The 21,110-nt window shown below is 36.0% G+C and carries 18 protein-coding genes; 10 read left to right on the top strand and 8 right to left on the bottom strand.

The window, feature by feature from the left end; translation table 11 throughout:
* Positions 1-352: 352 nt before the first annotated feature.
* A complete protein-coding gene (locus FW778_RS09435; protein WP_150414343.1) occupies positions 353-541 on the top strand; it encodes a hypothetical protein in 189 nt (62 codons plus the stop codon).
* Positions 542-699: 158 nt separating this feature from the next.
* Here the strand turns inward: FW778_RS09435 and FW778_RS09430 are convergent, their stop codons facing one another.
* The 4 genes from FW778_RS09430 to FW778_RS09415 are packed head-to-tail and all read right to left on the bottom strand — an operon-like array spanning position 700 to position 7,580.
* Positions 700-4,275, bottom strand: coding sequence for an efflux RND transporter permease subunit (locus FW778_RS09430; protein WP_150414342.1), 3,576 nt, complete (start codon positions 4,273-4,275; stop codon positions 700-702).
* Between the two features lie 31 nt (positions 4,276-4,306).
* Complete coding sequence (locus tag FW778_RS09425) at positions 4,307-5,515, bottom strand: efflux RND transporter periplasmic adaptor subunit (RefSeq protein WP_150414341.1); 1,209 nt, start codon at positions 5,513-5,515, stop codon at positions 4,307-4,309.
* A 38-nt stretch (positions 5,516-5,553) separates the two neighbouring features.
* Positions 5,554-6,909 (bottom strand): TolC family protein, encoded by a 1,356-nt coding sequence (locus tag FW778_RS09420; protein WP_150414340.1) that lies wholly within the window; start codon positions 6,907-6,909, stop codon positions 5,554-5,556.
* Complete coding sequence (locus FW778_RS09415; RefSeq protein ID WP_150414339.1) at positions 6,906-7,580, bottom strand: TetR/AcrR family transcriptional regulator; 675 nt, start codon at positions 7,578-7,580, stop codon at positions 6,906-6,908. The genes FW778_RS09420 and FW778_RS09415 overlap by 4 nt, the downstream gene beginning before the upstream one ends.
* A gap of 73 nt (positions 7,581-7,653) precedes the next feature.
* Here FW778_RS09415 and FW778_RS09410 point away from each other — a divergent pair, with 73 nt between their 5' ends.
* From FW778_RS09410 to FW778_RS09385, 6 genes are all read left to right on the top strand, one after another.
* Positions 7,654-8,253: a DUF502 domain-containing protein gene (locus FW778_RS09410; RefSeq protein WP_150414338.1), complete on the top strand. Its 600-nt coding sequence runs from the start codon at positions 7,654-7,656 to the stop codon at positions 8,251-8,253.
* A gap of 20 nt (positions 8,254-8,273) precedes the next feature.
* Positions 8,274-9,239: a zinc dependent phospholipase C family protein gene (locus FW778_RS09405; RefSeq protein WP_150414337.1), complete on the top strand. Its 966-nt coding sequence runs from the start codon at positions 8,274-8,276 to the stop codon at positions 9,237-9,239.
* A 102-nt stretch (positions 9,240-9,341) separates the two neighbouring features.
* Complete coding sequence (serC, locus tag FW778_RS09400) at positions 9,342-10,445, top strand: 3-phosphoserine/phosphohydroxythreonine transaminase (RefSeq protein ID WP_235906167.1); 1,104 nt, start codon at positions 9,342-9,344, stop codon at positions 10,443-10,445.
* Between the two features lie 117 nt (positions 10,446-10,562).
* Positions 10,563-11,786, top strand: coding sequence for a DUF1015 domain-containing protein (locus FW778_RS09395; RefSeq protein WP_150414336.1), 1,224 nt, complete (start codon positions 10,563-10,565; stop codon positions 11,784-11,786).
* A gap of 75 nt (positions 11,787-11,861) precedes the next feature.
* Positions 11,862-12,866, top strand: a complete 1,005-nt coding sequence (locus FW778_RS09390) for a tetratricopeptide repeat protein (protein ID WP_150414335.1) — start codon at positions 11,862-11,864, stop codon at positions 12,864-12,866.
* A gap of 131 nt (positions 12,867-12,997) precedes the next feature.
* Positions 12,998-14,776, top strand: coding sequence for an AMP-dependent synthetase/ligase (locus FW778_RS09385; protein WP_150414334.1), 1,779 nt, complete (start codon positions 12,998-13,000; stop codon positions 14,774-14,776).
* A 22-nt stretch (positions 14,777-14,798) separates the two neighbouring features.
* On the opposite strand, the gene FW778_RS09380 is transcribed toward FW778_RS09385, so the two are convergent.
* The 3 genes from FW778_RS09380 to FW778_RS09370 all read right to left on the bottom strand — a co-directional run bounded on the left by FW778_RS09380 (position 14,799) and on the right by FW778_RS09370 (position 17,652).
* On the bottom strand, positions 14,799-15,146 hold the full coding sequence (locus FW778_RS09380) for a hypothetical protein (protein WP_150414333.1): 348 nt from the start codon (positions 15,144-15,146) through the stop codon (positions 14,799-14,801).
* A gap of 157 nt (positions 15,147-15,303) precedes the next feature.
* A complete protein-coding gene (locus tag FW778_RS09375) occupies positions 15,304-16,719 on the bottom strand; it encodes a sigma-54-dependent transcriptional regulator (RefSeq protein WP_150414332.1) in 1,416 nt (471 codons plus the stop codon).
* Positions 16,720-16,749: 30 nt separating this feature from the next.
* Positions 16,750-17,652, bottom strand: coding sequence for a YihY/virulence factor BrkB family protein (locus FW778_RS09370; RefSeq protein ID WP_202552139.1), 903 nt, complete (start codon positions 17,650-17,652; stop codon positions 16,750-16,752).
* 342 nt (positions 17,653-17,994) lie between these two features.
* On the opposite strand from FW778_RS09370, the gene FW778_RS09365 reads away from it, so the two are divergent.
* The 3 genes from FW778_RS09365 to FW778_RS09355 all read left to right on the top strand — a co-directional run bounded on the left by FW778_RS09365 (position 17,995) and on the right by FW778_RS09355 (position 19,566).
* A complete protein-coding gene (locus tag FW778_RS09365; RefSeq protein WP_150414330.1) occupies positions 17,995-18,144 on the top strand; it encodes a lmo0937 family membrane protein in 150 nt (49 codons plus the stop codon).
* A gap of 26 nt (positions 18,145-18,170) precedes the next feature.
* The gene (locus FW778_RS09360) at positions 18,171-18,362 is read left to right on the top strand and encodes a CsbD family protein (RefSeq protein ID WP_150414329.1); all 192 of its coding nucleotides are present in this window, start codon (positions 18,171-18,173) and stop codon (positions 18,360-18,362) included.
* Positions 18,363-18,426: 64 nt separating this feature from the next.
* Positions 18,427-19,566: an AI-2E family transporter gene (locus tag FW778_RS09355; protein WP_150414328.1), complete on the top strand. Its 1,140-nt coding sequence runs from the start codon at positions 18,427-18,429 to the stop codon at positions 19,564-19,566.
* A gap of 37 nt (positions 19,567-19,603) precedes the next feature.
* On the opposite strand, the gene FW778_RS09350 is transcribed toward FW778_RS09355, so the two are convergent.
* Positions 19,604-21,007, bottom strand: coding sequence for a sensor histidine kinase (locus FW778_RS09350; RefSeq protein ID WP_150414327.1), 1,404 nt, complete (start codon positions 21,005-21,007; stop codon positions 19,604-19,606).
* Between the last annotated feature and the right edge of the window lie 103 nt (positions 21,008-21,110).

The raw sequence follows: 21,110 nt of genomic DNA, 5'->3' as shown, positions 1-21,110 counted from the left end.
GAAATTTTAGATTAAAAGATTAAATTTTTTCTCTTCACTCAAACAATCATGGTGTAAAAGTAACACGACGTAAATCCGTCTGCAAATCAACTTACATAATTATTCTTCATCTTAAAAGAGTAGTCAATCCTTGCAAACCCTTTACAGCAAAGGGTTTTTAATTAAAAATTTAGTGATGCCCAAAGGTGATATTACCTTATAGTTAAGCAGTTATTTCAACGTGTAAAGCAAAGATCAATAGCCGCATACACGAAAAACTGATAATATTAATCGCATAAAAGAGTGTTATTTTAAACTGAACCATCATTTAATTAATTTGTTATCCTATTTTATCACATTAAAACACGTCACTATGATTAACGAAAAAGAAAAAAGCGAAAAAGAAAATAACAAAGAAGTGCAAAAGCAGGAACAGTCTGATCCGGGAACTACCCATTCAACTGATCCCCAGGAAAATATGGAAGGACCTTTTTCTTCTTTAATGCATAAAATTGAAGAAACATTTGATAATAAGGAGGAAGAAAAACCTGATGACAAATAATTAGACCTGCTTTATAACAGCCATGTTTAACCGTAGAATGAAGTGGCTTGATTCCCAAGGACGCACTTTATCAATTATTGCCCCACATTGACTATTTTAAATAAAAAAACCTGCAGCCAATTTGCCTGCAGGTTTATAAAATTTAATGTTTACAAATCTTAGAACCAGCTACCGGTCCATCTTTCATCAAACTTATTACCCATCTTCCTTTTTCTTCTTGCTGCCTGCGCACGATGAATGAACATGGTAATAACCATTAATACCATAAATAAAATTGTTAACGGTGGAATACCCAACATAGAAATCCATTTACCACCGTACTGCCTGCGCATCGGGCGCCGTAATCTTTCAGCAATTAAATACATACTTGGCACAATTATGAGCGTCATGAAAAACGCGAAAGCGAGACCGAAAATAATTGTCCATGAAAGCGGCTTCCAGAAAACAACACTGTCACCTCCAAAGAAAATGTGCGGATTGAGATCTGCAAACATGGTAACGAAATTAATATTGAACCCAACGGCCAGCGGCATTAATGCAAGTATTGCCGCCAAGGCTGTAAGCATTACAGGAATTATTCTTGTTTTACCTGCTCGTATAACAGCCTCCCGTGTTTTCATTCCACGACTTCTTAGTTCATCAGCAAATTCGATAACCAAAATCCCATTTTTCACCACGATACCAGCAAGACCTACAATACCAATACCCGTCATTACAATGGAAACCTCCATGCCGGTTATAGCAAAGCCCAGTAATACCCCTATCACACTAAAAACTATTTCAGTAAGAATAATTACAGATTTACTTACCGAATTAAACTGAAGCACCAGTATGAATAGTATAAGCATTAACGCAATCATCAGCGCTTTTTCCAGGAACGAGGCAGTTTCCGCCTGTTGAGCACCTTCACCGGTTTGCGTAATAGTAACTCCCGGTGCCTTTTTATTAAAATTATCAATAGCCGTTTTTATTCTCGTATTTACTTCAGTAGGTGTATAACCCGAAAGCACATTCGAAAATAAAGTAATAACGCGTTTTACATTTTTTCGTTTAATGCTGCCGTACGTGCTGGTGTAATCCACATCTACCAAAGAACTGATGGGGATTTGCTTTATTGCACCCTGCGCAGCCTGGTCTCGGAATACAATTTTCATATTCAACAATTCAGAAAGGCTGTTGCGTTGCAACTCATTATTACGTATTTGTATTTTATATTCATCTTCACCGTCTTTTATTTTTGAGGCTTCTCTTCCAAATAAAGCAGTACGGATTTGTTGGCCAATTTGTGCTGTTGAAACCCCTTCTATTTGTGCACGTTCCCTGTTTATTGAAAGCGTTATTTCAGGATTGGTTAAATCAACATCCAGTTTTAATTCTTCAACACCCGGTATTTGCAGGCTGTCCAAATAATTCTTTAATGCTTTGGCGGTACTGGTAAGGTTCTCAAAATTTTCACTGGCAACCTCGATATTTATAGGCGGATCTGTTGGGGGACCGCCCGATTCCTGGGCTACCGAAATTTCAGCGCCTGGGATTCCCCTTACGGCGTTTCTTATAGAATCAAGATAAGGCGCAGTTGCCACTCCATTTCTATTTTGATATTCAACGAAGGAAACCTGCACCCTCCCAAGGTTTGGCCTTGTGCTGCGGTCGCCGCTGCTGGGATCGGATGCGCCAACTGCAACATTTGAAATAATACTTTCAACGATCGGGTTCGGCTTACCATCAGGCCCATCTAATACACGGGTTACTCTTTTCTCTAATTCATTGGTAACAGAATCCGTATAATCAACACTGGTACCCACGGGCATTTTCAAATAAACATAAATAAAATTAGGATCGCCTTTTGGGAAAAACACAACCGGTACTTTTCTTAATTGAAATAAAACAAATGAAAAAATAAGTAAGCCGAAAGTGCCTATCAGCAACCAGACAGGCCGCCATCCTTTTAGCGCCCATTTTAATAATGTTTCATAACGGTACATGATTGCCGGCAAGGCGTTGTTTTGAAACTTATGAATTAATCCATCAAACACATACCTGTTTAATACAACCAACAAAGCAAAAAATATGAGCAGGTTGCCTAAGAAAGTTACATGAGCTAAATCAAAAAGAATTCCTACTATCAATGGAACCAAAAATGCGGGGCTTTTAAAAATCGTTGATTTTCTTCTTACTCCTTCATGATCGGGATGATTCATAAAATCAACCGCGAATACTGGGTTCATAATAAATGCCACTATCAACGAAGCAGTTAATGTAAAAATGAGCATCGTGGGCAGGTATATCATAAACTTACCAATAATCCCCGGCCAGAAAAGTAAAGGAAAAAAAGGTGCAAGCGTGGTAAGCGTGCCTGCAAGTACCGGTATGAAAACCTCTCCTGCAGCCATCTTCGCTGATTTAACTGACGAAAGCTGCCCTTTATTTTCCACAAAAATTCGATGTGTATTTTCAATAACAACAATTGCATCGTCCACAATAATTCCCAGCCCAAAAAGCAAGGCAAAAAGGACAATAAAATTTAAAGTAACATGTGAGCCAACAATTATATCTGCCGCCGGTAAAAATAAAAATGCAACAAACATGGATAACGGAACCGAGAGTGCAACAAAAAATGCATTGGTAACACCCATAAAGAACATAAGAATCAGGAGCACCAAAACAAATCCGATTACAATTGAATTTACAAGATCGTTAAACGAAGTTCTTGTTGCACGACTTTGATCGCCGGTAATAACAATATTTAAATTGGAAGGCAATATGTTACCCTTCATTTCCTCTACAGTTTTCTTTACATCGTCTGATGTTTGAATTAAGTTTTCACCGGCACGTTTTATTATATTAAGCGTTACAACATTTTTACCATTCAGTCGTGCATAACTTTCGCTCGTCTTCACGGTATCTTTTATATTGGCAATGTCTTTTAAATAAATGGGAGCACCGTTAGTATTGCGGATAATTATTTTTTCAATGTCATAAGCAGTTTTAAACTGACCTTTAATTTGTAAGGTTCGTTTCATATTGCCAACATCCAACAAACCGCCTGATATATCAACATTCTCACGCTGAACTGCATTAGCGATATCATCGAAAGTGATACCCGCATTTTGCATTTTAAAATTGTCAACATTTATCTGGAATTCCCTTTCCGGTGCACCAACAATATCCACACGGGTTAACTCAGGAAGTTCTTCCAATTTATCCTTTGCATCATCTGCAAATTTCTTAAGGCTTATCATGTTGTAATCGCCACTAAGGTTTACAAACATGATGGGTTGTTCGCTAAAACTTACTTCCTGCACATTAGGTTCGGCAGTTAGGTCCGTAGGCAAATCTATTTTTGCTTTATCTACTGCATCCTTTGTTTTTTGAAGCGCTACTTCGGTTTTAACGTCGGTGCTGAATTCAACAATTATCGCGGAGAAATCCTGTATGGAGGTACTGGTTATCTTATTTATTTTAGCTCCTGTTATTCCTTTTAATTGCTTTTCAATTGGGCGTGTTACCAGGTTTTCAATATCTTTTGGAGAATTACCTACATAAGTTGTTTGTATATAGATTGTTGGAATTACAATATCAGGAAACTGTTCTTTGGGTAAAGTAACAAACTGGAAAATACCTGCCAGCGACACAAAAAGTATCACCAGGTAAATAGAAGTTTTATTACTGATGGCCCAGCTTGTCGGCTTAAATTGTTTAAATTTTTCTTTTATATTTTCCTTTGCATTCATAAAATATGTCTTTAATCAAAAGCAGTAGAAATTAAGCTTCTGTAGTGGTTATTAACTGGCCATCGTATATCGATTGATATCCTTCGGTGATTAATTGATCACCAGGTTGCAAGCCGTTTTTTATTTCAATTTGGTCTCCGGACAATTCACCAGTTACCACTTCGCGTTTACGTGCAACGAGTTTTCCATTTTCCTTAGCTGCAACTAATACGAACTTTCCTTTTTCATCGGTTTGTAATGTGTTTACATTAATAACAACGGTACTTGGAACAGTGTAATCAAGAATTTTTACTATTGCAACCTGGTTGGGCCTTAAGTTAAGGTTTGAAGGCGCCTTTGCTTCTGCAGTAAATCCACGGGAATTGGCTCCAATTGATTCGCTGATAAAAGAAATAGTGCTGCTGAAAGATTTATTTACGTCGGGTATTTCAATCTCTACTTTTGAACCTTTGTTTACTTTGCCTGCGTAATTTTCAGGAATTGTAACAGTCACTTTCAAATCTGCATTGTTAACAATTCTTATGTAACCGCCTGTTAAAGGGTTGCCATTAAACGTTTCACCCACATGGGCTGTGACTTCATCAACTATACCATTCACGTTGCTGTAAACATTACTTTGATTTGCCTGCGTTTGTGCAGCATTCACATTTGCCTGAATGGTTTTTAACTGGTTTTCGAGTGTCTCTACATTAGTTTTATCCTGCAGCAATTGCACTTCGGTTCCAATGTGCTGATCCCAAAGATTTTTTTGTCTTTCATAAACTGATTTGGCAAGCTCAAGTTGAGCTTTTACACTTCCTATTTGCTGTTTTACTGCAGCTACGTTTTGTGCCGCAACGGCATCATCAAGTTTTAATACAAGCTGCCCTTTTGTTATTTTATCGCCTTGCTTTACATAGATAGCTTTTATTTGGCCGGGTTGCCCAGTTGGCGTTATATAAGAAACACTTTTATTATCAACATTGCCTTGCAAAGTGAGATAATGCTTAAACTCCTGGTTTGCGATTGGGGTAAGCGCCACAAGTTTTGGCTTCTGCTGTGCCGCGGCACTTGTGTCAAGTTTTGCGATATCTTTTTCTAAAGCGGTAATCTTTTCGTCAAGTTTCGACTTATCTGTTTTAAGTTTTTCGAGTTGTGCCTTTTTATCGCTTAATGATCCGTCTTTCTTTGTTGTATCTCCGCATGATGACGCTACTGCCATAAATAATATCATCAAACTTAGTCTGGTTATATTTTGCATTTTGTATCGGTTAATTGTACTTGATTTATTTTAGTTTATTAAAGTTTCCCTGCCGCTTGCAGGTAGTCTATTTTTGCAATTATTGCGTCGTACAGCGAACTGTAATAATTATTTTGAGCCGTTATTAAATCAATTTGTGCTGTATTAATTTCCTGGTTGCTGCCAAGGCCCTGCTCATATTTTAGTTTCGTTGTGTTGTAAACATTCTGCGCCAGTTCAATATTTTTCTTTTGGCTGTCCATTGTTATTAAAGCCGATTTCATATTAATTCTTGATTGTGTAACATCATTGTCGATAGAGGCTTTTAACTGCTCAAGGTCATTGCTTGTTTTTAAGAGATCAAGTTTGGCAGAAGCTATTTTCGCATTTCTTGCACCGCCATCGAATATTGGAACCGATAGTTTTAAAGCGATAAATGAGGTAGTAAAATAAGGCTCACCTTTTTTAAAGAAATTGAAAGTAGTACGCTGCGCATTTTGATTTATATTAGCCGAGAAGGTTAAGGTTGGTATTTTGCTAAGCCTGTATCTCTTCACATTGTATTCTTCTAATTTGGTTTCAAGGCCTAATAACTGGTAATCTTTCCTGTCCTCATATTTATAATCTTCATCCAATATGTTGGATTTTATTTCTTCGTCAGATAAAGTGTCTGTAAGAAAAAGGCTATCTTTCTGAGGCATATGCAATAAAAACTTCAGCCCCGTTATGCCTGCATCTATCTGGTTTTTGGCTTTTAATTTTTGGGTGTTGAGATTATTAAGCTGCACCTGTACCTTATCAACATCTAATTTTTCGGCGAATCCGTTTTTATAAATTTCTTTTGTGTCGTGAAGTAATTTCTCATAATTGTCAATATTAGCAGATATGGTACTAATTTGCCTCTGACCTACTACAAGCTGGTAATAAATTTTATAAACGTTTGCCTTAATTTGTTCTTCTGTAACCTCGGCGGTTTTCGTGAAAAGATCAATAGAAGTTTTTCGTGCCTGAAGGCCAACAAATACCTGCCCGTCAAAAATTATTTGTTGTAAATCTGCTCCATATGTTCCATTGTATTTGGTTCCAAATTTTATGGGCTGGTAAGTCCCTGGAGGGCCTCCGAAAAATTCGGCCGGTATAAGGCTAGTCGGTATAGACAGATAATCCGTTAAGGAAACATTCCCGTTAATTTGCGGAAGCGCAGATGCTGTAATTTCTCTATTAGTTTGCCTTTGGGATTCAATATCCAACAATGCATTCTTTACCTGCACTGCATTTTTTAAAGCATAATCCACGGCTTGTTTGGCGCTGAATGAATTTATGGTTGGGGCATTGGTTTGTTGTGCACTTGCTATAAAGCCGGAGCCAAAAAGCAACAAGCTAAAAATCATTTTAAATATTCCTTTCGTTTTCATTGTACTGATGTTTTGTTCAATCTTTCTTTTTGGTATTTTAATATCAACTTATATCCTTTGGGGCTGGCAATACCAAACAAAAAGTATTCTATTAATTGCTGGTGAAGCGATACCATCGAAAATTTATTTTTAGGAAATAATTGTTCATTAAAAGGAAGCATCATGGTTTCAAGGCGCACTTTCGCGATCACATCAATATTAATTTCCGGCCGGTATAATTCTTCGTGTATGCCCCGTTCTATATTGTCCTTTACCAGCTCAAGCAGGTATTTATATTTATACTCCTTAAATTTTTTATAAGTAGCAGGATAATTTCTTTCAATATCAAAAAGTATCGAAGGATTCATGTTATCAAAAATTACCTGCAACATATCCATAGCAAGAAAAACTTCGTGTATGGCATTCTGGGATTTTGCCTTGTAGCTTTGGCAACATTCCTTATTAAATTGAAGCATATCTACAATCACATCATCCACCAATTCATTTTTGTCGGAAAAAGAATGATATATTGTTTTTTTTGACACGCCAAGCTGGTTGGCTATTTCGTCCATAGTCACCGACTTTATTCCATACCTCCGAAAAAGTTCATCAGCTTTTTGCTTTATTCTTTCTTTTATTTCCATGGGGCGCAAAACTATGGAAACTATTTTAGTTGCCAAAGTTTCCGACATTTATTTTTTATTAAGTTGGGAATTTTCGGGATGAGCGGTACAAAACTTACCTTTATTTTTAATTTTTTATTCTATGCCCCAATCAGTACGTTACCAGAGATTAATTCAATACTTTTTACAGGGATTACTTATTCTGGGCCCTGTTTCAATTACTATCTATTTTATATACGAAATTTTCGATAAAATCGATAATATTCTCAGGCCAGCTATAAATATTCCGGGTATTGGTTTTGTAATTATTATCGGATTTATTATTACAATAGGTTACTTAAGTTCTTTTTTTGTAATGGGCCGCATTCTATCTGTTATGGATAAGTTGCTGGAAAGAACTCCGGGAATCAAGCTTTTTTATTCTTTTGTAAGAGATTTTTTTGAAGCATTTGCCGGCAACAAAAAAAAGTTCACTAATAGTGTTTTAGCAAATGTTGATGATACTGATGTTTGGCGGGTGGGGTTTATTACCCAGGAAGACATGAGTGGCTTTGGGATGGAAAACTATGTTGCTGTTTATTTGCCCATGGCCTATTCCGTAGCTGGCAATGTATACATTGTTCCTAAAGAAAGAGTAAAACCGATAACCAACATCAGTGCTACCCAATCTATGAAATTTGCCGTAAGCGGCGGTGTAACTGAAACCGGAAGCGAATCGCCCGGTGACGAACTAAGTGCCTGATGTTTCATGAGTAAAAATTTATGTTGAAAAAAATTCTGCTGATTATTTCTCTCTTTGCTATAACAACTAAAAGTTATTGCTGGGGATTTTATGCACATAAAAAGATAAATTATCTCGCTGTTTTCTTACTGCCTCCTCAAATGATGATTTTGTACAAACCCAATATAGAATTTCTAACGGAACATGCAGTTGATCCTGACAAGAGAAGGTATGCGATAGCAGCAGAAGGGCCGCGCCATTTTATAGATATTGATCATTATGGAAAATATCCTTATACAGCGTTACCACATAATTATAAAGATGCTGCCGCAAAATTTAGTGAAGATACGATCATCGCAAACGGTATTGTTCCCTGGCATATTCAAATAATGCTTACAAGATTAACGAAGGCTTTTAAAGAAAAAAACTTCTCTTCCATAATGAAGAATAGCGCTGAGATTGGCCATTACATTGCCGATGTACATGTGCCTTTGCATGCGAGCAGTAACCATAACGGGCAGCTTACAAATCAAATCGGTATTCATGCATTTTGGGAAAGCAGGATCCCTGAATTATTAGCCGATAAACAATTCGATTTTTTTATTGGGAAAGCTGCCTACATAAAAAATCCCGGAGCTTTTATTTGGGACAGAGTATTAGAAAGCGGAAGGGAAGCGGATTCAGCTTTAGTAATTGAAAAAGAATTATCACGTCAATTTCCTGGCGATAAAAAATATTCTTTTGAGAAAAGAAATAATATTTTAATTCGCCAATACTCTTCCGATTATACAATAGCTTACAACAAAAAAATGAATGGTATGGTAGAACGCCGGATGAGGCAGGCCATATTTGCAATAGCGTCTTTTTGGTATACAGCCTGGGTAAATGCAGGCCAGCCCGATCTTTCAGCGCTTGCAAAGCAAACCTTTTTGGCAAATGACCTGAAAGATTTTGAGGAGCTTAATGAAAAGTGGCAAAGCGGAAAAATTACGGGTAGGGAAGAATAATGGACAAATAACAATATGCAATGGGCAATCGCTATACATTTTTACATCTTACATCACGCATCGTACATTATTTTGTAAATTCGCAACCTAATTTTTTAATTAATGACAGTAGTTATGGAGGATGTTTTAAAAGAAAAAAAAGTAATGCACAATTTCAACGCCGGGCCATCTGTGCTTCCAAGAAGTGTTTTTGAGCAGGCATCGAAAGCTGTGTTAAATTATAATAATACCGGGCTATCAATTCTTGAATTGGGACATCGCACTAAAGAGTTCCAGGCTATAATGGATGAAGCAAGATCATTGGTAAAAGAGCTGATGAATCTTGATGCTGACCATGAAGTTTTGTTTTTGCATGGCGGCGCTTCCACTCAATTTATGCAGGTACCTATGAATCTTCTTAATGAGAATGAAACTGCTGCTTATGCTGATACCGGCGTATGGAGCAGCAAAGCGCTTAAAGAGGCAAAGCTTTACGGAAATGTAAAGGTGGTCTGCAGTTCCAAAGAAGCAAACTATAATTTCATTCCTAAGGATTTTACAGTTCCGGGCGATTCAAAATATTTTCATATTACCACCAACAATACTATTTATGGAACACAATGGCAAAGCATTCCGAAAGTAGATGTGCCATTGGTTGCAGATATGTGCAGCGATATTTTTAGCAGGCAAAGAGATTTTAATTCATTCGCATTAATATTTGCGGGAGCGCAAAAAAATATGGGGCCTGCCGGTGTAAATCTTGTAGTAGTAGATAAGAATATTCTCGGTAAGGTAGATCGTGCATTACCAACAATAATGGATTACCGCAATCATATAAAGGAAGGAAGTATGCTCAATACACCTCCTGTATTTGCAGTATATGTTTCTTTGCTTACCCTACAATGGCTGAAGCAACAGGGAGGCATAGACGCAATTGAAAAAATAAATAACCAGAAGGCTGAAATGCTTTACAGTGCAATTGACAACAGCACCCTGTTTCAAACTACTGCAGTAAAAGAAGACAGAAGCAAAATGAATGTTTGTTTTGTAATGAAAGATCCCTCACTTGAAAAGCAGTTTCTTGACGTAGCCGAGCAACATGGTATTTACGGAATCAAAGGGCATCGTTCCGTTGGTGGCTTCAGGGCATCTCTTTATAATGCCCTTCCGTTAAGCAGTGTTAACTATCTTATAGAGGTAATGAAGGAGTTTGAAAAGAATTATTAATCAACGCCTATTTCAGCAAAAAATCTAAAATTAACAGCTGTCATCTGAAATCATCTTTGATTGTATATATTTGCACCCCTTGCAAATATTGATGATTTCAGTTACAATTAATACAAAATGATTTCAATTTCTCCTTTTAAAGCGCTCAGGCCAGAGGCACAATATGCCAGGCAGGTAGCGTCAAAACCTTATGATGTATTGAGCAGCAAAGAGGCTAAAATTGAAGCCGAAGGAAATCCGTTTTCTTTTTTGCACATTACTAAAAGCGAAATTGATCTTCCTGCAAATATTGATATCCACAGTGCTGCGGTATATTCCAAAGCAAAAGAAAACCTGGATGCCTTTATAAGCCGGCCTGTGCTTTTCAGAGAGAGCAAGCCTTGTTATTATATTTATCAATTGATAATGAATAATAAAAGCCAGACCGGTCTTGTATGTTGCAGCTCGGTAGATGATTATGAAAATGGCCTGATTAAAAAGCACGAATTTACGAGGCCCGAAAAGGAAGATGACCGGATAGCACATATAAAAGCCACAGGCGCTCAAACCGGCAATGTATTTCTTGCTTTCAGAGATGTGGATGAATTAAATGAAATTATTGAAAAATGGAAAACTGAAAAAAGCCCGGTTTATAATTTTACTTCAGATGATGCTGTTCAACATACGGTGTGGGTTATAAGCGATGAAAACATGATAGCCAGGATCACTGAGATTTTTAAAACCAAAGTTCCCTGCACCTATATTGCAGACGGGCATCACCGTGCTGCGTCAGCCGCTAAGGTGAGGTATCAATTGGCGGATTCTACGGAAGCAGCTTATTTCCTTACTACGTTATTTCCTGCGGCGCAATTGCATATTATGGATTACAACAGGGTAATCAAGGACCTTAATGATTTATCGCAGGAAGAATTTTTTGACCGCATTAATAAAACTTTTTCTGTTGAAAAAGAAAAGGAGGCTTATGCTCCCACGGAACCACATAATTTCGGAATGTACCTTGATGGTAAATGGTATAAGCTTACTGCATTGGACGGTACTTTCTCAACCGACCCAATTGGGATACTTGATATAACTATTTTACAAAATAATTTACTTGAACCGGTTTTAGGAATCAAAGACCAACGTACAGATAAAAGAATAGATTTTGTTGGTGGCATTAGAGGCTTGAAAGGACTGGAAGAGCGGGTTAACAGTAAAGAAATGAAAGTTGCTTTCAGTCTTTACCCGGTAAGCATTCAGCAATTATTTGATATTGCAGACAGCGGGAATGTAATGCCTCCAAAGAGCACCTGGTTCGAGCCCAAATTACGAGATGGCTTGTTTACGCATTTAATTGCTTAAAAAATTTATTCTTAGTATAATCATAATTTCTCCCGGGCACAGCTTACTCGTAAAACTATTTTTTATCTTTATTGAATGAAAAAAATCCTGCTGTTTTCCTCTTTTCTCTTTTTGTGTGTATTTGTCTTCGCCCAGTCAGATGATATTGAAAAACTCCACGAAAATGCAAAAGCGTTTATGCGCCAGGGTGATTATGCCAATGCCTCTTTAATTTTAACAAGAGCTTTGGCGCAGGCCCCAAATAATATCGAGATTGCGAAAGACCTGGCATTCGATTATTACCTGCAAAAAGAAAATAAGAAAGCGCTGGCGACTATAACACCGCTACTTGAAAAAGATAATGCGGACGATCAAACTTACCAGATAGGTGGTACTATTTACCGGGCTTTAGGGCAAGATAAAGACGCGGAAAAATTATATAAAGCCGGTATAAAAAATTACCCTCACAGCGGCCAATTATATAACGACTATGGTGAGATGCTTTGGAGTAAACAGGATTATAATGCAATAAAACTATGGGAGAAAGGAATTCAGCAAGATCCGTCCTACGGAAGTAATTATTACAATGCAAGTAAATACTATTTTCTTTCGCCCGATAAAATATGGAGCATAATTTACGGAGAAATATTTATAAACATTGAATCTTTTACCGCACGAACCGCTGAAATAAAAAATATTTTATTAAGCGGGTATAAAAAGCTTTTTGCAGATCCGGATTTACTTTTAAATATTAAAGACAAAAACAAATTCGAAATTGCATTTTTAACAACAATGAATAAGCAAAACAGTGTTGTAATAAATGGCCTGAATGCAGAAACTCTTACTATGGTAAGAACAAGATTTATCCTGGACTGGAATCAATCTTATGCAAAAAAATTTCCGTTTACTCTTTTCGATAAGCACGAGCAACTTTTAGAAGAAGGATTATTTCCTGCCTATAATCAATGGATCTTTGGGGCAGCTCAAAATCTTTCCAGCTATCAAACATGGATAAGCACGCACGCAGAAGAATATGCCGCTTTTAATAAATTTCAACAGGGAAGAATTTTTAAAATACCTGAAGGGCAATATTATCACTAAAAAACTTCATCGGCTTTAACGCGAATAATTCTTCTCCGCAATTATTTCTCTTAATTGCTTAATTTAGAATTCGATCGCTTTCAATAAAAAATCTAAGGAAAAAATTTCCTGTTTTATAATTTTTTAATGTTATGACTGAACCTACACGATTGTTTGATTGTATTGAATGTCAATTACAAAAAGGGCCCGATTATACTATGATGGCCGTTAAAGAAAATGGTTCGTGGAAAGAATATTCGGTACAAGAAGTTGCAAACATTGTAAATAAACTAAGCGCCGGTTTATTAAAAATAGGTTTCGGGAAAAAAGATAACACGCCTGAAGGAAGAGATAAAATTGCAGTTATTTCAAAAAACAGGCCCGAGTGGTTGATGCTTGACCTGGCTGTTCAACAAATTGGTGCGGTGCTTACACCGGTATATCCTACGATAAACGAACTGGAACTTGAATTCATTTTAAAAGATGCAGCGGTAGAAATTATTTTTGTTAATGATGCTGCCCTTGCGGAAAAAGTAAATAATATAAAAGCAAATCTTCCAGGCTTACAACGAATTTTTTCTTTTGAAAAAACAAGTAATGTAAAATATTGGGAAGAAATTTTAACTGCCGAAGAAACTTATTTGCAAGAAGTTAAGTCGATTTCAGAGAAAATAAAATATGAAGACCTCGCTACCATCATCTATACTTCAGGAACAACAGGAAAGCCAAAAGGCGTAATGTTGTCGCACAAAAATATTTTAAGCAATGTTTTAGATAGCATGCCTTGTTTTCCGCCAGGCGATCATTTACGGGCGCTCAGCTTTTTACCACTCAATCATATTTTTGAGCGAATGGTTAGCTACCTGTATTTATTTAAAGGCACGTCTATTTTTTTTGCAGAAAGTATGGAAACTATTGGCGACAATTTAAAAGAAGTGACACCGAATTTGTTTACAACCGTCCCGAGATTATTAGAAAAGGTTTATGAGAGAATTATGCAAAAGGGAGAAGAACTATCGGGCATTAAAAGAAAACTATTTTTTTGGGCACATAGTCTTGCAGAGAAATTTGAGATCAACAAAAACAAAGGCGTCATTTATAAGTTGCAGCTTTCCATTGCCAATAAATTAATTTTCTCTAAATGGCGAGAAGCGTTGGGAAATGAATTAATATGTATTGTAAGCGGCGGTGCCGCCTGCCAGGTGAGACTTATACGAATTTTTACTGCTGCTAAAATTCCGATAATGGAAGGCTATGGACTTACAGAGACGTCGCCCGTTATAAGCGTAAACCGGTTCCAGGAAGAAGGTAGAATGTTTGGAACTGTGGGACCATTAATAAAAAATGTGGAAGTAAAAATTGCTGTCGATGGAGAAATATTATGTAAAGGCCCCAACGTAATGATGGGTTATTATAAGCGGCCCGATCTTACGGCAGAATCAATGGAAGATGGTTGGTTTAAAACAGGAGACATCGGGATGTTAATTAACAATCGATTCTTAAAAATAACTGATCGAAAAAAAGAAATGTTTAAAACCAGCGGTGGTAAATATGTTGCGCCGGTGGCTATTGAACTTAAAATGAAAGAGTGCCCTTATGTTGAAAATATTATGGTAACTGGAGAAGGCGAAAAATATGTGGGCGCTTTGATAATACCCGCTTTTAATAACCTTAAAGAATGGGCAAAAAATAAAAATATTACATATACCGATAATGAAAAATTGCTGCAAAATGAGCAAGTGAAAGAATTATATAAAACTGAAGTAGAAAACTACAACAGGCAATTCAACCATGTAGAGCAAATAAAAAAGTTTGAATTATTAGCACATGAATGGAGTGTTGATACCGGCGAAATGACTCCCAAATTGAGTCTCAAAAGAAAAGTGATTATGGAAAAATATAAAGAAGCGATTAGAAGAATTTACGAATGATTTTACCATTCGGGTTTCCATCCTAATCCTGGAAAATTTGCTGTTCCTCTCTTTCTTCTACAGGTACTTTTCTTATAAAGTCGTCATAACCGTCGTCGCCATGATCGCTGTACACTCCGTAAGCATCAATGCTATATCCAATAAGGCCGTCATTGGCTTCTATTACATAAATAACAGAAGAATCTGAAGGATCTGATTCTCCTTCAAACCGGTAAGTTCGTATAATTTTTAAATCTTCGGGTTGGTAATATTTATTGTTCCCAGGAGTAAATCCTTCTGGAGTCATCCTAAATTCCTGGTCGTGTTTCTTAATGCGAAGTTTTTCTAACACTGAGGTTACAGTAGTCATTTCATTTTTGGGCGTTGCCATAGTAACAAATTTGTCTTGATTAATTTATAAGTGTCAGACAAATTCCATACCTGGTTTATAAGGGTGGTAAAGCCATGAACTCAAAGAATTCATAAACGGCATCTAATGGCATGAAAACGAAACGCTTAATTTACCATTTTCAACCTATAACCTTTAATTACAGTGATTGGTAAATTTTAATTTTATTATAAAGAGTCTTACGGTCGATCTTTAAAATTTCAGCCGCCTTTGTTTTATTAAAATTAACTTCTTTAAGTACGTTCATTATAGTATCGTACTCTGCTTTCGCAGCGGCATCTTTTAAATCAAGGTCTTTTAAAGGAAGCTCTTCTTTCGAATCTAATTTTATACTGGTGTTACCGGCCGGTAATTGAACTAGTGAATTAGTAATTTCCCAAGGCAATACTTTAGAATTTATTTTACCCGAAGGAGTAAGCAATACTGCCCGGCGCACAACGTTCCTAAACTCACGGAGATTCCCCGGCCATGGATAATTAATAAACATTTCCATTACATCATCTTCATACCCCTCAATATTTTTGTTGAGTTCGAGATTTGTTTTGTCCAGGAAAAAATCAGCAAATAAGGGAATATCAACTTTTCTTTCACGAAGGGGTGGAAGGTTAATAGAAAATTCATTAAAGCGATGATATAAATCTTCCCTGAATTTTCCTTTTTTATAAGCTTCCTGCAGGTTCTCGTTTGAAGCAACAATAATTCTTACGTCAACATCTATTTCTTTAGTGCTGCCCACTCTCTTAAATTTTCGCTCCTGGATGACGCGTAACAATGCTGCTTGAACTTCGGGAGAAAGATTGGCAACTTCATCGAGAAATAAGGTGCCACCATTTGCAATTTCAAAATGGCCTTCTTTATCGGTAACCGCGCCGGTGAATGCGCCTTTCACATGTCCAAAAAGTTCGCTGCCGGCAAGTTCTTTTGAAAGCGTTCCACAATCCATTGCAACGAACGGCTTGTTTCTCCTATTGCTTGTTTCATGAATTGTTTTGGCAATAACTTCTTTACCTGTTCCACTCTCCCCATATAATATAATGCTGTAGTTTGTAGCAGCTACTATTTCAATTTGGGAGTATACCCTGGCAGTTTCACCATCCTGGCCAATTAAAAATTCTTTATTAGCAGATATTACATATTGCCTTTTAGTTTTTACAGTTTTGGCGTTGAGTGATGGTGTAATGTGTTCAGCGGAAGGCGCGGCTATGGCCTTTTCGATTACATTAATTACCTCATCCGGAATAAGTGGTTTTGTGATATAATCAAAGGCTCCCATTTTTATAACATCTACCGCTGTTTTAATATCAGAATACCCTGTTATTATAATAACGATAGTGTCTGGTTTTATTTCTTTTATTTTAAGAAGAACTTCTTTTCCGTTTCGGTCTCCAAGCCTGAAATCGCAAAGAACAATATCGAAATGTTCTTCATTAAATCTTGCAAGACCTTTTACTCCATTAAGCGCTACTTCAGCCTCGTATCCTTTTTTATTAAGGAACCGGCTTAATAAGGAGCACATGTCCAGATCATCGTCAATAATTAGAATTTTTTTCTTCATAAAAGTTTTAAAACTTAAGAGATGGCAAAGTTAACTCAAATCTTTGTTTTTTAGATGAGGGCTTAAGACATGTTTTTGCTCAACCATTATCCATTCGGCATATTCATTGGGTTGGATCTTTTTTCCGTACAAATTTGCGTGAACTTTTGTAAACTCAGCACCAAGGTATAAAATAATTGAACTATAATATACCCACACCATAATTATAATAATAGAGCCTGCGGCTCCATACAAAGTCGTAAGGTTACTTTTTCCTAAGTAATATCCTATTGCCAATTTGCCGAATGTAAAAAATATAGCGGTTATAAAACCTCCAAACAATACATCTTTCCATCTTATTTTGGCATCGGGAAGTATTTTAAACATCAGGGAAAATAAAAACGAAGCTACTATAAAGGAAAGAATAGATTCGGAAGTTTGAATGAAATAAACACTAAAATGATGAATATACCGGCTTAAAAAATTTCCAAAAGCTGAAACCAGCGCATTTAAAATAAGCGAAACACTCATAATAAAACCAATGCTTAAAATAAGAGAGAACGATAAAAGCCGTGTTAAAATAAGCTTCCACCATATTTTTTTTTTCTTTACCCTTAGTCCCCATATTTTATTCAAAGAATCCTGGACCTCGCCGAAAATGCTCGTTGCGCCTATTAATAACACGATTATACTTACCGTGCTTGCAAAAAAATTGTTCCTGCTAAGATGAATATTTTTAATAATATCCTGTATTTGTATTGCGGCCGCACTTCCAATAAGCTCTTTCAATTGATTATATACTTCTCCGTTTACAGCTTCCTTTCCAAAAAAAATACCCGATAAAGTAGAAATTATAACAAGAAGTGGTGCAATGGAAAACACGGTATAGTAAGCAAGAGAGGCGCTGTATTTTAAAATGTCGTCGGCAGAAAATTCCTTAAATACCTCTTTCATGTATGAAGAAATTTTATGTAATCTTCTCCGCATATTTAATGAAAGCGTTTACAGGTTATAAAATTAAAGTTAAGCTGTTTAAGATATAAAACAGATTTATAACTCTAACAAAATCAAAAAAACAATTAAGAGTAAAAAATTTAAGGGGGAAAAAAATTGGTTTTCTTTCCTGTTTCGTAGAGCTATTTCCCCATTCAGCGGCGGGTAATTTATTTCAAGTGTAAATCATAAACGATCTATCTACCAGTAAAATAGCCACTTTCGGCAAAAAACTTTTTTTGGCAAACTTTTGTATAATCTCAAGATGTATCAATTTTATTTTTAACCTAAATTTTTTTTACAATGGGAAACTTATTATATGTAATCGCGGTTATCTTAATAATCGTATGGATTTTCGGCGCATTTGTGACGCCGTTTGGGGGTGGCTTAATACACATCTTATTAGTTATTGCAATTATTGCAATTCTTTTGAGAGTTATAAGAGGCGCCTGATTTTTTCATTTAAAAAATAAATTTTTATGGAAAGCTGGAAATTGAAATTAAAAGGTGACTGGAATGAAACAAAAGGCAAGATAAAAAAAGCCTATGCCGATCTTAGTGATGACGATTTAAAACGTGAAGAGGGAAAAGATGATGAATTTGTAGGAAGGCTTCAACAGAAATTGGGAAAAACAAAAGAAGACCTTATTCGATGGATTGAAAGTCTTTGATTTTTTTTCTAAAAAAAAGCAAACCCTCATTTGGCATTCTGCGTGAGGGTTTTTACTTTTCTTTATGATTATAAATAATCAATCGCCTTTTTATGTGAAACTGGGTTTTAAATTCCTGGTAATATTTTTTATTTGCTATTTTATTAACGTTGCGCAAAATATTTTAATTCCTTTTGCTTTTGCCTGCCTCCTGGCTGTATTCTTACTACCGGTTGTAAATTTTTTCCAGGCACACAAAATTCCAAGAGTTTTATCCATTGCTTTTTCTATTATTCTGGCCATTGGCTTTATCGTGGGTGTTATCTATTTTCTCAGCAGCCAGATTGCAAATTTTATGCAGGATATTCCCTCCATAAAACAACACCTCAATGATCACTTTATAACTTTACAAAACTGGGTAAAAGAAAAGTTCCACATTTCATTCCAGGAACAGAATGAATATTTAAACGAACAAGCTGATAAATTAAAAGAGACGGGAACCGGCTACATAAGTCATACTTTCTTTTCAATTACAGAGGCTATTATGTTGGTGATATTGATGCCTATATACACTTTCCTTTTATTGTTTTATAAGGATCACATCAGGAATTTTTTGTTTTCTATTTTTAAACAACAACATGCTCCAGGTATAAGAAATGTTCTTTCCCAAACCAAACTCATGATCAGGAGTTACATGACCGGCCTTTTAATAGAAATGGCCATAGTGGCAACTGCAAATTCTACGGGCCTTGTATTAATCGGTATTAAATACGCAATCTTTTTTGGCGTATTTGCGGCGGTATTAAATCTTATACCCTATGTAGGAATGTTTACTGCTACACTTTTTACGGTATTGGTGTCGCTAACAACAACGGATAGCACAGGTAATATTGTTTGGATTATAGTCATATTTTATAGTATACATATTGTAGATGTAAATTTTTTAATGCCGAGAATAGTTGCCTCACGTTTACGGGTAAACGCTTTAGTTTCGATTCTCGGTGTGGTAATTGGCGGAGCATTAACCGGTATCTCGGGACTTTTTCTTTCAATACCTGTCATTGCATTCACCAAAATTGTATGCGACGAAGTAGAGGAGTTAAAACCCTGGGGATTATTAATGGGAGATGAAACAACTTATTCAAAAAAATCTAAGCTGTATAAGAAGCTTGAAAAAATATCAATAAAGAAAATATCACGATCTAAAAGGCAAATCAAAGATTGATATTAGGACTACTTACATTTCGCAGGCCGGCACTTTTTTATGCAAAAGCAAAAGAAATAGTAAACGAGGTTCCGTTGCCTGGTTCACTTTCTACATTTATATGTGCATCATGTGCCAGGATAATGTTTTGGGTGTTTGTAAGGCCAAGCCCTTTACCTTTTTCTTTTGTAGTGAAATAGGGCTCAAATAAACGGGCCAGGTCCTCTTTGGAAAGGCCTCTTCCTGTATCACTTATTTTCACATTGCAAAATTGACTTTTGCTTTCCGTAAAAAGAGAAAGTGTTCCATAATCATCCATTGCCTCTATTGCATTTACAATAATATTTAAGAACGCAATCTTTATTTTTTCCGGGTCAATAAAAACCGGGCAGATGTCTTTGTCAAAATTTTTGATAACCTTTATATGCTTCAGGCCAATGCGGTCAGTTGCTAATTCGAGACTTTCATTAAGCACAGTATTTATTGAAGTTTTTGTGTACTGCAATTCGGATGTTTTTGTTGAATCCAATAAATCATTTATTAATTGGTTTATCCTGTTTGAATTTCTCGAGATCATTTGGAGCAATAAGTTTACATCATCGTTTGCAGGTACTTCGTTTTGTAACTGTTCGGTTGCCAGATTGATATTAGTCAATGGGTTTCTTACTTCATGAGCTATCGTTCGCGATATTCTACCGGTAGCGGCAAACTTTTCAATATTTCTCAATTCAATCAATTCTATATTCAAGGCAGCAAGTTCCTCTATTCTCAATTCCAATTGTTTATGATAAGCTGCAGCTTTTTCGCTGGCCTCCAGCTTTGCTTTGTTTTCTTTATTAAAAGTAATGATGGAATAAATAGTTAAGAGAATAGCAACTATAAGCGAAATAATTGTAAACCCTTTTATTAAATCAGAATACTTTGCTAACTGGTTATTTCTTTTATAAAATAGATTTTTTTCTTCGCGTTGAATCTGCTTGGTAAAAAGCTCTACTTTCTGCATTTTATTTGTTCCCTCGGTTCTCTTATTTAAAATTTCACTTGTTATTGAATGGGTATTATCAAATATAGAAAGAGTACTGTCCATCCATAAAAACTTATCATTTATCAGCACATTAAGCGAATCCATATTCTTTTGTTGAACAGGATTATCTATAGTAAGTGCTTTTACTTTTTTAAGCGCAGAGTCAGCATTATTACGGCTTTTGTAATATCTTATAAGAAGATCTTTATTTTGTGTAATTATATAACCACGTACAGCAGATTCGCCGCGGGTAACATACCCAACAACATTTTCAACGCTATGAATAACCTCATTTGAATGATTAACCAAAGCTGATTGTTTCATTAAGTGTTGTGCAGAAACAAAAGAAACTATGTAAGAAATTAATAAAATTATAAATGCAGTAAGATAACCCCATCGTGTATGATCAGCAATTTTATCAACTAAATTTTTAATCATGCTATGTACGGGGGTTATTAGCTAAATACATTTAAAAATACTCAGTATGCTACTAAATATTTGTTATGCTAATTATAAATATAAGAGCATTGATAATAAAAAG

The sequence above is a fragment of the Ginsengibacter hankyongi genome, from assembly GCF_008710285.1.
Lineage (GTDB): Bacteria > Bacteroidota > Bacteroidia > Chitinophagales > Chitinophagaceae > Ginsengibacter > Ginsengibacter hankyongi.
The sequence above is the reverse complement of the archived record's forward strand: the minus strand, read 5'-3'. Positions and strand labels throughout refer to the sequence as shown.